Source organism: Alistipes shahii WAL 8301 (assembly GCF_025145845.1).
GTDB classification, from domain to species: domain Bacteria; phylum Bacteroidota; class Bacteroidia; order Bacteroidales; family Rikenellaceae; genus Alistipes; species Alistipes shahii.
On the sequence record NZ_CP102253.1, the window covers coordinates 3,780,692 to 3,796,247 of the forward strand.

General features: G+C 55.7%; 13 protein-coding genes and 3 pseudogenes. 11 read left to right on the forward strand and 5 right to left on the reverse strand.

Annotated features, from left to right (window positions below):
- Positions 1 to 251 precede the first annotated feature (251 nt).
- The 4 genes and pseudogenes from NQ492_RS16045 to NQ492_RS16060 all read left to right on the forward strand — a co-directional run.
- Positions 252 to 2,060, forward strand: a complete 1,809-nt coding sequence (locus NQ492_RS16045) for a reverse transcriptase/maturase family protein (RefSeq protein WP_259873402.1) — start codon at positions 252 to 254, stop codon at positions 2,058 to 2,060.
- Positions 2,061 to 2,145: 85 nt separating this feature from the next.
- A complete protein-coding gene (locus tag NQ492_RS16050) occupies positions 2,146 to 2,328 on the forward strand; it encodes a plasmid mobilization protein (protein WP_231839960.1) in 183 nt (60 codons plus the stop codon).
- Positions 2,313 to 2,720: pseudogene (locus NQ492_RS16055) on the forward strand (relaxase/mobilization nuclease domain-containing protein); the annotation flags it as partial. The gene NQ492_RS16050 and the pseudogene NQ492_RS16055, both read left to right, overlap by 16 nt.
- Positions 2,721 to 2,791: 71 nt before the next feature.
- Positions 2,792 to 3,094, forward strand: a pseudogene (locus NQ492_RS16060) (PfkB family carbohydrate kinase); the annotation flags it as partial.
- Between the two features lie 25 nt (positions 3,095 to 3,119).
- On the opposite strand, the gene NQ492_RS16065 reads toward NQ492_RS16060, so the two are convergent.
- Both NQ492_RS16065 and NQ492_RS16070 read right to left on the reverse strand, forming a co-directional pair.
- Positions 3,120 to 3,500, reverse strand: a complete 381-nt coding sequence (locus NQ492_RS16065; RefSeq protein ID WP_009597722.1) for a DUF2023 family protein — start codon at positions 3,498 to 3,500, stop codon at positions 3,120 to 3,122.
- A gap of 2 nt (positions 3,501 to 3,502) precedes the next feature.
- The gene (locus tag NQ492_RS16070) at positions 3,503 to 3,994 is read right to left on the reverse strand and encodes a flavodoxin (protein WP_009597720.1); all 492 of its coding nucleotides are present in this window, start codon (positions 3,992 to 3,994) and stop codon (positions 3,503 to 3,505) included.
- A 218-nt stretch (positions 3,995 to 4,212) separates the two neighbouring features.
- Between NQ492_RS16070 and NQ492_RS16075 the strand changes: the two genes are divergently transcribed.
- The 7 genes from NQ492_RS16075 to NQ492_RS16105 are packed head-to-tail and all read left to right on the forward strand — an operon-like array spanning position 4,213 to position 12,993.
- Positions 4,213 to 7,005, forward strand: coding sequence for a TonB-dependent receptor (locus NQ492_RS16075; protein WP_015547712.1), 2,793 nt, complete (start codon positions 4,213 to 4,215; stop codon positions 7,003 to 7,005).
- 10 nt (positions 7,006 to 7,015) lie between these two features.
- Entirely contained in the window at positions 7,016 to 7,399 is a 384-nt protein-coding gene (locus NQ492_RS16080) for a hypothetical protein (RefSeq protein WP_227901092.1), read from the forward strand.
- Positions 7,400 to 7,401: 2 nt separating this feature from the next.
- Positions 7,402 to 8,904 carry a DUF6850 family outer membrane beta-barrel protein gene (locus NQ492_RS16085; protein ID WP_015547713.1) on the forward strand — a complete coding sequence of 501 codons (1,503 nt, stop codon included), beginning with the start codon at positions 7,402 to 7,404 and terminating at the stop codon, positions 8,902 to 8,904.
- 43 nt (positions 8,905 to 8,947) lie between these two features.
- Positions 8,948 to 10,159, forward strand: a complete 1,212-nt coding sequence (locus NQ492_RS16090; protein WP_015547714.1) for a DUF4876 domain-containing protein — start codon at positions 8,948 to 8,950, stop codon at positions 10,157 to 10,159.
- Positions 10,160 to 10,181: 22 nt separating this feature from the next.
- Entirely contained in the window at positions 10,182 to 11,069 is an 888-nt protein-coding gene (locus tag NQ492_RS16095) for an ABC transporter ATP-binding protein (protein ID WP_009597708.1), read from the forward strand.
- Between the two features lie 9 nt (positions 11,070 to 11,078).
- Entirely contained in the window at positions 11,079 to 11,750 is a 672-nt protein-coding gene (locus NQ492_RS16100) for a hypothetical protein (RefSeq protein WP_014776532.1), read from the forward strand.
- Positions 11,751 to 11,769: 19 nt separating this feature from the next.
- Complete coding sequence (locus NQ492_RS16105; protein WP_015547715.1) at positions 11,770 to 12,993, forward strand: DUF4857 domain-containing protein; 1,224 nt, start codon at positions 11,770 to 11,772, stop codon at positions 12,991 to 12,993.
- A 72-nt stretch (positions 12,994 to 13,065) separates the two neighbouring features.
- On the opposite strand, the gene NQ492_RS16110 is transcribed toward NQ492_RS16105, so the two are convergent.
- From NQ492_RS16110 to NQ492_RS16120, 3 genes and pseudogenes are all read right to left on the reverse strand, one after another.
- Positions 13,066 to 13,626 carry a PepSY-associated TM helix domain-containing protein gene (locus NQ492_RS16110; RefSeq protein ID WP_015547716.1) on the reverse strand — a complete coding sequence of 187 codons (561 nt, stop codon included), beginning with the start codon at positions 13,624 to 13,626 and terminating at the stop codon, positions 13,066 to 13,068.
- 33 nt (positions 13,627 to 13,659) lie between these two features.
- Complete coding sequence (locus NQ492_RS16115) at positions 13,660 to 14,286, reverse strand: OB-fold nucleic acid binding domain-containing protein (protein ID WP_009597723.1); 627 nt, start codon at positions 14,284 to 14,286, stop codon at positions 13,660 to 13,662.
- A 151-nt stretch (positions 14,287 to 14,437) separates the two neighbouring features.
- Positions 14,438 to 15,088: pseudogene (locus NQ492_RS16120) on the reverse strand (heavy-metal-associated domain-containing protein); the annotation flags it as partial.
- Positions 15,089 to 15,556: the final 468 nt, after the last annotated feature.

A 15,556-nucleotide genomic window follows, 5' to 3' on the forward strand; every position in this document is an offset into this window, starting at 1 on the left:
TATCACGACGCAACTGCAATAAGCAGTAAAAGGCGGACGTCATATCCGACAATCTGTCGCGCCATAGTTATTATATCGCAAACGGGGATTACCTAAACCGGAATGCCGTAAGGCTATTGGACGAAGGTCTATGAATATCCGGTATGGTAACGGAGCCGCCGTAGTAGTCCGCGCGGGGGAAAGCCTCGTACAAGGCGAAGGGCGGCAGCTAATATTCATTAATACGATTAACGGAAAATGCGAGAGGCATTATGAGAAGTCCCGCAAGAGTATTAAACAGTCTGACAAAGCATAGTCAAACCACGGAATACAGGTTTGAGAGGCTTTATCGTATTCTTTTCAATGAGGAAATGTATTATCTGGCTTATCAGCGAATATATGCCAAGCCGGGTAATATGACACAAGGTGCAGACGGGAAAACCATCGACCGTATGAGCCTTTCCCGCATTGAGAAACTGATCCTTTCGTTGAAAGACGAAAGCTACTCTCCCCAGCCATCGAGAAGAGTGCACATCCCGAAGAAAAACGGAAAGACACGACCTCTCGGCGTACCCTCTTTCGACGACAAACTGGTGCAGGAGGTAGTACGAATGGTACTGGAAGCTATTTACGAAGGTCACTTTGAAGATACTTCGCACGGCTTCCGTCCGCATCGCAGCTGCCACACCGCATTGAATGCCGTACAGAAGACTTTTACGGGTAAGAAGTGGTTCATCGAAGGAGATATAAAAGGTTTCTTCGACAATGTCAATCATGATATTCTGATCGACATCTTAAAGGAACGTATCTCCGACGAACGATTCATACGACTTATCAGAAAATTTCTAAAAGCGGGTTACTTGGAACAATGGCAATTTCATGGAACGTACAGCGGAATGCCGCAAGGTGGAATTATCAGTCCGATATTGGCCAATATCTATTTGGACAAACTGGATAAGTACATGAAAGAATATGCTTCCAAATTCGACAAGGGAGATAGGGGAAGACAGCAACGGGAATACGAAGTTCTCACTTACCAAAAGAGGCTGGTTATGCGTGAACTCAAAACAGCGACAAATAATGTAGAAAGAAAAGTGCTTGTTAACCGGCTTAAAGAGATAGACAAAACCCGATCCGCGATGCCGTGCTTCGCACCTATGGACGGAAACTTCAAGAGGCTTAAATATGTGAGGTATGCCGACGACTTCCTCATTGGAATTATCGGCAGTAAAGAAGATGCCGTAAAGATCAAGGACGATATAAAGCGTTTCCTTGCAGACAGACTGGCATTGGAATTATCGGATGAGAAAACGCTCATCACTCATACTGAAAAGCCTGCAAAATTCCTCGGATATGAGGTGACTGTCCGCAGGTCGAACCTGCAAAAACGGAACAAACGGGGAAGCCTGTCCCGTGTGTATGGAAACAAGGTCAGATTAAAGGTAACGACCGAAGTAATAAAGAAAAAATTGCTGGAACTCTGCGTGCTGAAATTCAGCTATCATAACGGGCACGAGCAATGGATTCCCAAACACCGGTCGGAACTTATCAATAATGACGACCTTGAAATCCTTGACAGTTACAATGCCGAGATCAGAGGGTTTTACAACTATTACTCGATAGCTAACAACGCTTCTGAACTGAACACTTTTCACTACATCATGCAGTACAGTATGTACAAAACCTTTGCCGGGAAATACCGAACCACAGTAAGACGAATTTGCCGGAAATACAAACGCAACGGAGTCTTTACAGTCGGGTATACGGTAAAAAACGGCCAGGTAAAAGAACGTCGCTTATACAATGAAGGGTTCAAAAGAAAAAGACCTTCTTATGATCGGTCGATTGACAGATGCCCGAATCCAATGCCCGGCGTCAGCACCACAAGCCTTATAGACAGGCTGAAAGCTCGGAAATGCGAGTTGTGCGGTGCTACGGACAATCTGGTTATGCACCATGTGCGTAAACTCGGAGAACTGAAAGGCAAGGAGAATTGGGAAAAACTGATGATTGCCAGACGGCGTAAGGCTATGGCCGTTTGCGGCAGCTGTCATCAAAAGATACATCATGGAACGTTTTAGACTGACAATATTAGCGGAGAGCCGGATACGCTGGAAGGTGTACGTCCGGTTCGGAGGCGAGTATTGGGAAACCTATCATAGAAATATGACAAGGCGCCGGGTACTTAGCCTACATAATCAGATTGTAAAGGTCATCAATTCGCACTTTTCCAACATCGCGATCCCGCATCAGATCGCTGCTTTGGAACAGCGAACGAGAGAATTAAAGGCTCTGAGTATCGAGATTCTCAACCTTGCAAAACAAGCTAAGGAGTGGTTGCGAATATAAGATCGGGTTCCTCGCCCGGTGGGGCTTTGCGCTATAACAAGGAGAAAGTGGATAAGGATGAAGCCGAGGTGCCGCTTTGGCAGAAGATGCTCGAACCGTTCGATAAACACGTACGACTGGATATCGATGCCTGCATGGATAGTTTCTGGCCCTACCTCGAAGCCAACCGCAGAACGACCAATACGGTCTTCCATGCTTCGCTGAACCCTTCACCGGAAGACAGGCTGACAGACGAACAGTTGCGGGAAATCGCAAATGAATACATGCAGAAGATGGGTTACGGAGATCAGCCCTATATCGTCTTCAAACATAAGGACATTGATCGGCAGCACCTCCATATCGTATCGTTGCGTGTCGATGAGAACGGACATAAGCTGTCGCATGATTTCGAAACAGAATAACGGAGAGCAACGGCAAAGAATCGGGACTGTGGCTTTTCCGCGGTTCCGTTTTTTGCGCAGCGGGACATTATAAGATCTTCGACATCAACCTGCGGCAGCATTTCTATTCGCCGGAGGTGGTCCACGACTCGCTCTGCCGCAGCAATATTCTGAAAACAAACGACGAGGAGTTGACCGTCGTAAGCCGGATGTTCGGCATACAGGCGCAGTGCCGCGACCTGCTCGAAAAATACGGACTCCGTACCGTGATACTCACCTGCGGCGCCGTCGGAAGCCATGTATTCACTCCGGACGGCATGTCGTACGTCGCCACGCCGCACGTCGAAGTGGCCGACGGTGTCGGCGCGGGGGATTCGTTCACGGCGCAGATCAGGAAGGAATAGGCGGCGGTCAGTTGACCGCCGCTTGTTCTGATGAAACACCCGGAGACTTTCGTTTGCAATAACGTTCGCACTGCCCGGCGATGTCGTAGCCGAGCATCGCGCCGAGCATGAAATCCTCCTCGGCGGAGAGTTCGTTGAGCGGCTTGTGGATGAATGTCGCCACGGTCTCCAGACACATGCGGTTGCCGAAGTAAAGATTCACCTTGCTGTCGGTCACCGACTGAATCCGGTAAGCGATACCCAGCCTTTCCAGCCGCTCGGAGAGCAGAGAAGCGCAGGTGCGGCACATCGTGCAGAGCACCAGACTCCGTACACCTTTCTGGAACTCGTAAATCTGGTGCAGGAACAGCTTCATCGAATCGTAACGGCTGAACTCCTCGGCGCTCATCGTTACTCGTTTTTAATCTGTTCGCACCATGCGGCAACCCGCCGGTCGGTCTTGTCGGGCGCGCTTTCATCGACGGCAAGTCCCACGAACTTTCCGCCGCGGCAGACCAGCGAACCTGTTTCGTCATACCCTTCGGGCGCATAGGCTCCGACGAACGTGCAGCCGCTCTGCTGCAAGCCGTCGTAAATCAGCCCGACGGCATCGCAGAACGTATCGGGATAGGAACCGCTGTCGCCGCAGCCGAAAAGCGCCACCTTTTTACCGCTCAGATCCTGCGCCTTCAGCTGATCCAAAAAGCCGTACCAGTCGTCCTGCAATTCGCCTGCGCCCCACGTCGAAGAACCCAGCACGAGCAGGTCGTATTTCTGCACTTCGCCGGCCGGCGTATCGGCCACATTGTGTACATCGGCGTCCGCGACGCCCAATTGTTTGGCAATATCCGCAGCCACGGCCTCGGTCGTGCCCATCGTACTGCCGAAAAAGATACCAGTCATAATTTCGTCGTTTTTGGTTTACGGCAAAGAAACAGCATTCCCACCGGATCGTCAATACCGGATTTTAGGGGTTTTGGCGCGGCCGGATAGCATTATGATGGGATGCCGCACGAACGCAACTCATTATTAATTGGTGATGATTGCAATGCAATTTACCAAGATATGGCGATTGCCGCATATGCCGGGGCGCTATACTTTTGTCCCGTGAAAACAGAACTATGCGGCTACTCCTGAAATATTTGCTATTTATCCTGCTGCCTGCGTACACGTACGGGCAGTCCGGCCGGCCCGACGCCGGGATCACGTTCGAAGTTACCGATTCCCTGCACAATCCGCTGGCGTATGCTACGGTGGCGCTGACTCCTATGTCGGGGGGGGGAAAGGCCTACGCGACGACGACCGATGAGGAGGGCCGGGCACGTTTCACCCTGCCCGCGAATACCTACAATGCGGATATCTCATATATCGGATATGTCTCCCAACGGATGGAGGTACGGCCCGTCAGCGGCAGCGACATGCTGCGGACCGTCCGGCTCCGGACAAGCGACACGCAGATCCGCGAGGTCGTAATCACGGCGACCCAAGTGCGGGGACCGGTCTCGGGCGTGCATATCGGCCGGGACGCGATGAACCACATCCAGCCGTCGAGTTTCGGGGACCTGCTCGAACTGCTGCCCGGCGGACGGGCCTCCGACCCCTCGTTTTCCTCCTCGAACCACATTCATCTGCGCGAGATCGGCACCTCGAACAGCGATTACCAGACTACATCGCTCGGCGTTTCGTTCGTCATGGACGGAATTCCGATGTCGAACGACGCGGGCATGACATACAATTCGGGAACGACCGTCGGCAATAATATTTCATTGAACAGAGGCGTCGACATGCGCACGATGCCGACCGATGAAATAGCTTCGGTAGAGATTCAGCAGGGCATTCCGTCGGTCGAATACGGCGATCTGACCAGCGGACTGATCAAGATCAAGCGCAAGGAGGGAGGCCGCAACCTCGAAGCCCGCTTCAAAGCGGATCTGGGCAGCCAGCTGCTCTATGTCGGCAAAGGATTCGAATGGGGCGCTCCGGCCGACCTGCTGACGATGAACGTCGGCGCGACATGGCTCAACTCCCACGACGACCCGCGCAATACGCGCCAGAACTACCAGCGTGCGACCGGATCGTGGCGCATGAAGAAACGCTGGGAAAGCACCTCGGCCTACCGTTACACGTTGGGCGGATCGCTCGACTACACCGGCTCTTTCGACCGCCAAAAAAGCGACCGGGATATCGACGAAGGCCCGGCGGGCATCCCCCTCGAACGCTACAAATCGAGTTACAACAACGTCGTCGCGGCGGTGAATTTCACCGCCGAATCCAAGGGTGCGAATTTTTTCCGCAGCTTCGATTTTTCCGCTTCCGTCTCTTCCGAATTCGACCTGATCGACCGCTGGCGTTACCGAGCGAACAGCGGCAACGTCCCTATACGCACGGCAGTCGAAGAGGGCGTCTTCGATATGGAAGTGCTGCCGGTCCGCTATGAAGCGACCCTGCAGGTGGACAACAAACCGTTCTACGCCAACGCCAAGGCGGTAGCCCTGCTGGGAGCCGACACCCCGCTGAGCCGCAACACGATCCGCATCGGAGCCGAATGGAACATGTCGAAAAATTACGGCGGCGGTCTGCTTTACGACGTGACGCGCCCATTTACCGACCTGATGAGTTCCCATCCGCGGCGTTACGACGCCCTGCCGGCGCTGCACCGGCTCTCGGCGTTTCTGGAGGACAATACGACGATTACGGCCGGCGAGTGGCGGATCGAGATAATGGCCGGACTGCGTACGACGGCCATGGCCAATCTCGGAAGCCGTTACACCCTGCAGGGCAAATTCCATTTCGATCCGCGTGCCAACCTCTCGGTGACGCTTCCGGCGTTCGACATGGCAGGCGACCCGATGCGCATCACATTCGCGGGCGGCGCGGGATGGCACACCAAAACGCCTACGCTCGACCAGCTCTTCCCCGAACCGGACTACTCCTATTACACGCGGCTCAACTATTTCCCGGCGGACGACGAATCGAAACGCCGTATCAATGTGGAAGTCTTCAAGCACGACCCCACCAATTACGACCTGAAGGCGGCGCGGAACTTCAAATGGGAGGTGCGCGGCAATGCGGAGTGGAACGGATACGGATTGTCGGTAACCTATTTCCGGGAGAATATGACCTCGGGATTCCGCACCTCGACCGACGTACTCACCCGGACCTACCGCGAATACGACACCGGACCGCTCAAGGATATGGAGTTCACCGGACCGCCGCAGCTCGAATGGCTTCCCTACAAGGACAAAACGGTATTCCAGACCGTCGGCGTCAAGACCAACGGAAGCCGCACATTCAAGCAGGGCATCGAATTCTCGCTCTCCACGCGGCGCATCCGGGCGCTGGCCACGAAACTCATCGTCTCGGGCGCCTATTTCAAAACCCGCTATGAGAACAGCGAACCCCAGTACGTCCTGACGACCGTACAGCTCGCAGAAGGGACGCCCTATCCTTACATCGGGCTTTACGATCAGGACGACAACACGTTTCACGAAGTATGCAACACCAATTTCCTGCTCGACACCCAGATTCCCAAACTGGGGCTGATTTTCTCCACGTCGTTCCAATGCCAGTGGTTTTCCGGCATGAAGGCCGAATGGTGCAATCCTGCGCCGACCAGCTACCTCGACCTGCAGTTACAGGAACATCCGTTTACGGCCGAGTCGGCAGCCGACGGTATTTTGCAGCATATGATCCACGACAACGTATCGAAAGAAGCCTATCTCTACCGTCTCACGCCTTTCAGTATGAACGTCAATCTCAAAATCTCGAAACGGCTTTACCGCGACCGGCTCAACATTGCGATTTTCGTAAACCGGCTGTTCACATACAGTCCTTCGTACAGAAACGAGACCAGCGCACTGGTACGCCGCTATTCCAGCCCCTATTTCGGCATGGAACTCAACTTCAAACTGTAATGCGATGATGATGAAATCTACCATACGGACCCTGTTTCTGCTCTCCGCACTGCTGTTTTCGGCCTGCGAAAAAGACGATTCGATTTTCACCGAACTGTCCATCCGGTTCGTGATGCCGGACAGCCGCCCCGTCGAAAAGCTGGAAATACGCACGGACATCTCCTACTTCGACAATATCAACTCCGGAGAGCGGGTGCCATTTCCCGCCGCCGAACAGAACAGCGCGACAATACGGCTCCGCAAAGGGGTTTACACGTTCATCGTCGAAGCCGACGCGACCTATTCGACCGGAGAAAAGAAGATTCTGCGCTGCACGGATTACAATCAGATTCCAGCAGCAATGACTTGGGTAGAGGACAGCGAATCGATCGTGTTGTTACTAAAATCGATCTGACGATGATGAAGGCCCTTTTCCTGTCGATACTGGCGCTGCTGCCCGCCGCCGCTTCCGCCCAGCGCGATACGCTCGGCGTATTGGAGCGTTCTTCCGTTTTCAGCGCGGAGGACGAACGGGCCGTAGCCGGATTTCATACGGAGTCGCCCGCGATGATGCTCTACCGCAGCGAACAGTCGCTTTCGCAGATCTCGCTCCGCATCGACCTGCGCCGTGAGCAGGAGGCGCTGCTGCAGCCGCTGGGCGACGGAGCCTTCGACGGGGGATTTTATGCCGAAAGCTACCGGCGGCTCAGCGAGCGGTCGGCAACGTGGGCAGACGCCCGGTACGTCCGCGGCAACCGCCGCAACGTCTGCTGGAACTCCACGGCCGACTACCTGCTGCTCTATCCCTGCATCACGGCGGATTCCGCCGGAGGAAACCTCTCGACCGAGGAATATGCTTTCGGCGGCGGCTATGTCCACCGGGTGGGACGCTTCGACCTTGCGATCCGGGGCGACTACCGCGCCGGACAGGAATACCGTCAGGTCGATCCGCGGCCCCACAACGTCGTGTCGGATTTCACGATCAAACTCGGCGTAGGCATGCAGTTCCCTCAGTACGTTTTGGGGCTGGACCTGCAGGGGCGGCTCTATAAACAGGATCAGGACATAGACTTTTTCTATCCGCCCGGCGCCAGCTCTTCCGAGCTGTATATGACCGGACTGGGCAGTTATTACACCCGCTATTCACTGAACAGCGAGAGTTTCAACATCGGCTATGACGGAAAGGGTTGTCTGCTGGCGGCACAGCTCATGCCGCGGCACGCGAAAGGCTGGTATGCCCGTGCCGCATTCGAAAGCCTTACGACGGAGCGGCTCAACAAATCCAACAACACGGTCCCCATAACCCGGCTCAAAACCCGTCAGGCGACCCTCTCCGCAGCCTACCGCAGCGGCCGCTGGTGCCTGCGCGCCGGAGGCGGCTATGAACTGCGCCGCAGTATCGAAATGATAGCCGACCGTACGGGACACAGCGTCATCGTCGATGAACAGGCGATGTATAAGAACCGTATCTGGCACGCCGACGCCGAAGCGACCGTCGAATGGCGGCGCGGCACGGTGAATTACATGCTCAGTCCCCGCGCGGAATGGCGGCAGTCCACGGCCACGTACGCCTACCCGGTACGGCGGATGCGGCTCGCGCAGTTCTGCGGAGCGGTACGCGGCAGCGCAGAATGGCTCCGTCCGCAGTGGCGCGTGAAAGCGACGGCAGGAATCGGCTGTTACGTCTCGCCCGACGAGGAGGTTTCGCTCAGCAACGTGCTGAACAACATTTCGGAATACCTGACTTACACGGCGGCGCGGCTGAGCGGCCGGGCCGTCGCCCCCGAGGTGTCCCTGCGGGCCGAACGCCGCCTGAGCCGGAATCTGGCCTGCTTCGCCGAGGCGGGGTGGACGCCCCGGTTTTACAGCGGAGGATTGTCCGAACACGTTCTGACGGCGACGTTCGGCATCCTGTTCTAAACGATCGAACCAATATTTGTCAAACCAATAATAAAAACCAATTATGAAAAAGCTTTTCTTAATTCTCACCACGGCCCTCTTCGCAGCGGGCTTCGCATCCTGCACCGACGATCCCGAAGAAACGGTCAATCCCGTCGTCGTATCCGAAATCTTGCGCGCGCTCGGCGGCAATGTGCTGGTAAACGTGCCCGAGGAAAATTTCGACGTGAATATTCCCGCCGATGCTGCGTCGTGGGTTCAGATCAATAAAGCCGAATCTTCGGGCAAAGCGCTGGTGCTGTCCGTCGATGAGAACGAAACGGGGACGGAACGTTCGACCGTCGTGAACGTGACGCGGAGCGGCAAGAGCACCGTTCTGGCGACCGTAACCATCAAACAGAGCGACATCACGCTGCAAGCCGGCGAATTCGTGATCGAGGAGATCTACTTCACAGGCACGGCGCTTCCCGAAACGGGAAAGCCTGACAGGTGGCTGGGCGACCAGTACATCAAGATCCGTAACAACTCCGACGAAGACCTCTATGCCGACGGCATGATGCTGATCCTTTCGAGCGGACTCAATTCGGGCATGAACAGCGAGATGATCGAAGGCAAGGACTTCCGCAAGGAGTGTTGTGCGGGCAATGCGTTCTACTGCATTCCCGGCCACGGACAGGATGTGCTGGTCAAAGCCGGCGAGTCGCTGATCGTCGTCAACAACGCCCAGAACCACACCATCGGCAACCCGAACTCGTGGGACGCCACGAAAGCCGATTTCGAGTGGTACGACGTTTCGTCGAACGAGAACTATCTGGATATCGACAACCCCGACGTGCCCAACCTCGACAAATGGTACGCTTCGACATTGACGGTCCAAGTGCTCCACAACCGCGGCTTCAACGCCGTGGCTATCGCCATGCCGCCCGTCGGCCTGACTGCAAAGCAGTTCCTCGCCGAATACCCGCTCAAAGACGCCCAGTATATCTTCCACTCCCCGAACGGCTCGGACTACACGATGCCGCTGCGCAACTGCTACCGCGTGCCTAACGAATGGGTGCTCGACGCCGTGAACACGGGCTGCCGCGACGAATACTACATCGCCCCGTGGGACGCTTCGCTCGACGCAGGTTACGCATGGTGCGGTACGGCCGACGGAGATGCCTACCGCTTCGGCAAGTCGGTGATCCGCAAGACCGGTTCCGACGGCAAACTCATCGACTCGAACAACTCGACCAACGACTTCGAGTCCAATACGAAGGCGTCGCTGATCAAGTAAGCCGGAAGAACGACCATTCTTTATGACCGATTCTGTCATCGAATGCCGCAACCTCACCCATTGTTACGGGGAGCGGCTGATATACAAAGACCTGAGTTTCGAGGTTCCGCGCGGGCGGATCCTCGGACTTTTGGGTAAAAACGGCACCGGAAAAACCACGACCATCAACATTCTGAGCGGCTATCTCCAACCGCGCGCCGGACAGTGTCTGATCTTCGGCGAGGATATCCGCACGATGCGGCCCGAAACCCGCGCCCGGATCGCCCTGCTGATCGAGGGACACGTGCAGTACGCCTTCATGACCATCGAGCAGATCGAACGGTTCTATGCGCGGTTTTATCCCCGCTGGAACCGCGACGCCTATTACGGACTGATGGAAATGCTGAAGGTGGCGCCCCGGCAGCGCATCTCGCGCATGTCGTGCGGACAGCGTTCGCAGGTGGCCTTAGGGCTGATTCTCGCCCAGAACGCCGATCTGCTCGTGCTTGACGACTTCTCGATGGGACTGGACCCCGGTTACCGCCGCCTGTTCGTAGAATACCTGCGCGACTATGCGCAGAGCGAGGAGAAGACCGTTTTCCTTACCTCGCACATCATTCAGGACATGGAAAAGCTCGTGGACGACTGTATCATCATGGATTACGGAAGCATTCTGGTACAGATGCCCGTCGGCGAACTGCTCGGCACGTTCCGGCGATACACCTTCACGCCGGGCGCCGACGTCACGATCCCCGCCGGCGACGGCCTCTACCACCCGAGCGTCGTGAACGGGCGCGCCGAACTCTATTCGTTCGACTCCCCTGCGACGGTACAGGGCGTGCTGGAGCGCGCGGGCATTGTCTGCAGCGACCTGCGCGGCGAAACGCTGAACCTCGAAGACGCTTTCATCGGACTGACCGGAAAATACTAAACCCGAATTATGATCAAAGCCATATTCTACAAAGAGTGGATCAAAATGCGCTGCTTCTATCCGCTGAGCGCATTGTTCCTCTTCGGAGCCACCGCCTATGCGCTGCTGCGCGTCCAACGGGTGATAACCTTCAAGGGTGCGGCGCACGTCTGGGAGGTGATGCTCGAAAAGGAAGTTGTCTTCATCGACATTCTCCAATACCTGCCGGCCCTGCTGGGCGTATTGCTCGCAGTGGTTCAGTTCGTCCCCGAAATGGCCCAGAAACGGCTGAAGCTGACGCTTCACCTGCCCTTTCCACAGTGGAAGATGATTCTGCTGATGTCAGGCATCGGGCTGGGAGCGCTGGCATTGCTGTTCATCGTGCAAACCGCCGTGCTGTGGGGGTACTTCCACGCCCTGCTGGCGCCCGAACTGGTCGCGCGGATTCTGCTGACGGCGCTGCCGTGGTATCTGGCCGGGCTGACGCTCTACCTGCTGACGGCATGGATCTGTCTCGAACCCACATGGAAACGGCGGCTGGCGAATCTGCTGATCGCCGTGGGCGTCTGCCGGATCTTCTTCCTCTCCGACACCCCGCAGGCCTACGACGGCATGCTGCCGTGGCTGGCGCTGCTGCTGGTATGTTCGCTGTTCTTCCCGCTGCTTTCGGTATACCGTTTCAAGCAGGGATGTCAGGATTAACCCGCAAAACGACAAATCTATGATAAAGAGTATCAAAACCGGAATAATCCTCCTTGCGGCGCTTCTGCTGGCATGGCTGCTGCCGTGGTGCTACGCGTTCGTGTTCGCATCGCCTTCGTGGTCGCCGTTCACGCTCTACAGCTGCGTGACGCACGGATTCGCATCGGTGGATTTCGACCGCGAAAACAACGTCGCCGGACGCGATCTGCAGGGCAACACCTACACCCAGCAGCAGTTCGACAGTATCCTGCCGACGTTCTATTACCGCCAACTCGCCGCCGAAGGGAGGTTTCCGTCCGAAATCGAGGGCGTGGCGGTCGAATCGCGCGACGTGGAGCGCACGAACTTCATGTTCCGCACGTCGCCCGGCGAAATCAACCGCCGCAGACCGACGGTCTATCAACTGCTGGAATCGATGCCCGACCGCATCGATTTAGAACCGGCGACGGACGTGTTCCGCATCACCGGCGAGGGAATCGAGTTCGTCGATATGGAGACCAACACCATCGACCAAAAGAAGAGCGCGGCATTCACCAAAGTCCTGCGGGACAAGGGATTTTCGTTCCCGGCCCGCGTCGTCTCCGGCAACCCCTCGACGCGCAAGCGGTACGACAACGGCTACCTGCTGGTGGACGACGCGCTGCGCGTCTACCACATGAAGCAGGTCCGCGGCCGCCCGTTCGTGCGCCGTACCGACGTTGCGGACTCGCTGCAAATCGGCCAGATTTTCGTCACGGAGTTCGCCGACCGCAAAAGTCTCGGTTTTCTGGTGGACAGCGAAAAGCGTTTCTATACGCTCGGTGCGGAGGATTACAAACTGCACGAGATTCCCGTCGGGAAATTCGGCCCCACACGGGAGAACATGATGATCATCGGCGACATGTTCTACTGGACGGTCACCATCCAAGGCGCCGAATCGAAACGCTATGTCGCCGTGAACGCCCGCGACTATTCACTGGCGGACGAATACCGCCCCGAAGAGAAACCGCAGGCATGGGCCGAATACGCAAAATACCTGTTTCCCTTCGAACTGTCGTTCACCTCGCCGCTGGACGGCTACGTAAAGCCCCGGATTGCGGAGGTGTCGTTTCAGGCCCTCTGGCTGGGACTCGTGCTCGGCGCGTTCTATGCGCTCATCCGCCGCAGATCGCCCGGCGGACGGCTCTGGCAGACCGTCGGCGTCGTCTTGTTCGGACTCTTCCTCTTCGTCCCGCTGCTGGTATTCGGCACGGCAAAACGATGACAACAAACCCATACGCAAGAGAAGGGCGGACGTTTTCGACGTCCGCCCTTTTATCACACGCAGTTTCCCGGATCAGGTCAGGAAAATAAACAGCAGCGGAATCAGAATCCCCGCGATCAGCTCGACGCCTCCGCGGCCCCGCAATCCTTTCGGGCCGCGCATCATCACCAGCCCGGAAAGCACGATTACGATCAATCCCGCTAAAAAGACATCCGAAAAGACCGTCCACCAGCGCGACGGATTGTAATGCAGCCGGTTCAGACTGCTCAGCACGGGCCGCTTGCGGATCGACTCGTAGACGGCGTGTCCCGACGCCAGATCGACCGTCAGCGAACTGCCGCCCCGGATAAAGACTTTCAACCGGTCCGGTTCGGGAAAGTAATGTTTCAGGTAATTGCCCTCCTCGCCGACGCGCAGGAGCAGTTCCTCGGCCCGCGCACGGGTCCACTCCTGCTCGGCGCGCGGTATCTCCTGTGCGAAGACCAGCTCGGTCCGGCGCACCGAATAATCGGAATTGAAATCGCGTTTGTGGTTGAGCATGAAGCCCGAAACCGCATAAATCAGCAGTACGCCCGAAAAGAAAAAGGAGAGGTCGCGGTGAACGGGCCTGCTCCATTTCCTCACGGCGGACATAAACGACCGTGTCCCCATGACGTGCAAAACTTCTTATTTCAAAACTTCATAACTCCCGCCGTCCACATGGTAGAACGAAAGGTATTCCTTGCCTTCTTTGGCTTTGCGGTCGGCGATACGGGCACGGAAGTCGGCGATACGCTTTTCGGTGCTGCTGGCAACCGATTCGCCGCGGGCCTGATGTTCGGCGCTGCATCCGGCTTCGCCCTCGCCGTGCTGCCGGGCGATCTGGTCCTTGAGCCGCAGCTCCCACTCGGCAAGGTAAGCCTCGTCGATCCGGTCTTCGACCAGCGTGCCCGTCACCCGCACGACGTTGTTCACGCATTCGGGCTTGAAGCTGCCGATCTTCTCTCCGGCTTCAATGCGGATCACCTGCGTATCGTCGGTTCCCATTAGGAAAATCTTGCGGCCCCCGTGGCGGCAGATATGCGTGCAGACGCCCTCGACCGTCACCTTGCCGCCGGTCAACTTCTCAGCATCGGCGAGCAGGTTATCGACCTCCATGACGGAACTCTGCGTTTCTGAGGTTTGAGTCTCCGAAGCGTTCTTTTTATTCGGGTTCCCGCCGCACCCAGCAAGGAAAAATACGGCGGCTGCAAGCGCCGCACAATAAACGAAATGTCTCATAATCGGTTTGAATTTTTTCTTCGTTTTCCGCATTCGGCGCAACGGGCCGTCCCGCAGCGTCTCGGCAGATTTTAGTAATACAAAGAAACGACATTACGCCGGGAACGGCAATACCTAATTTTAGGGGTTTTCAGGAGCCGCAATACCTTTATAGATGGATAGCGGCCGCTCCGAGACCGGGGTTTCAACGCTCCGTGATCTTATAATCTTCGCCCAGCACCCGCTGCAATTCGGCCAGCTCCGGCTCCCGCCCAGTGAATTCGACCGTCGCGGCAGGAGGATCGAGAGTAACAACGGCACGGAGACCTTCGATGCCGTTCAGGGCCTTTTCGACATGCATCCGGCAGTGGTTGCACATCATTCCTTCGATACGATACTCTTTTTTCATGGCTGTTTGTTTTTTGGTTATAAATTCTGTATTTATTTTATGGACGGCTTTCGTGCCGAGCCGTTTTGTACTCAGCTGCAGGCTATTGGCCACAACGCTCACACTACTCAGGGCCATGGCGGCCCCGACGAGCATCGAATTGAGCAGAAACCTGGTCAGCGGATAGAGCACGCCAGCGGCGACAGGCACGCCGATCAGGTTGTAGATAAACGCCCAGAAAAGGTTCTGCCGAACGGTGCGCACGGTCGCGGCCGAAAGGCGGACCGCCGCGGCGATCTTCGTCAGGTCGGACGAAAGAATCGTGACCTTCTCCACGTCGATCGCAATGTCGCTCCCCTGCCCCATGGCAATGCCCAGATCGGCCTGCGCCAGCGCCGCACTGTCGTTGATGCCGTCCCCGACCATTGCGACACAGCGACCATGGCAGCGAATTCTTTTGTCATAAGAAAATTGCAAAAACTATCGGTACAAAAGTATGTTTTGTCGATTCATATGCTTCCCCTGACAGAAAAGGGGCAATTGAAAATCAGAATAAACCATCAGGCAATATATACTGAATGGGGGCAGATTTCTTTGTGTTAACGGAAGAGTTTATTAAACAAGTGCAATACAATGAACAGAAGACATCGGGAAAATTAAAATTTTCTTCGTCTAAAAAAGTTCTTTAAACTAATTTCTTAAAATTGCACTCGCCGGTTGACCCTGCCTAATTTGCCCATCTCGAAAATTTTTCGTATCTTGCGATAGGTTATTTGAAATGCGGTATTTGAGCGCAAGAAGCTGAAAACAAACCGTTGCCTTCTCGTTACCTACTCTCCTATACAAAAATGTAACTACCATATAAATCAAGTCGTTACATTACTTTAATCCCGCACCTCTGTGGGTCCGCCGCATGTTTTCGCCTGCACAGGACGG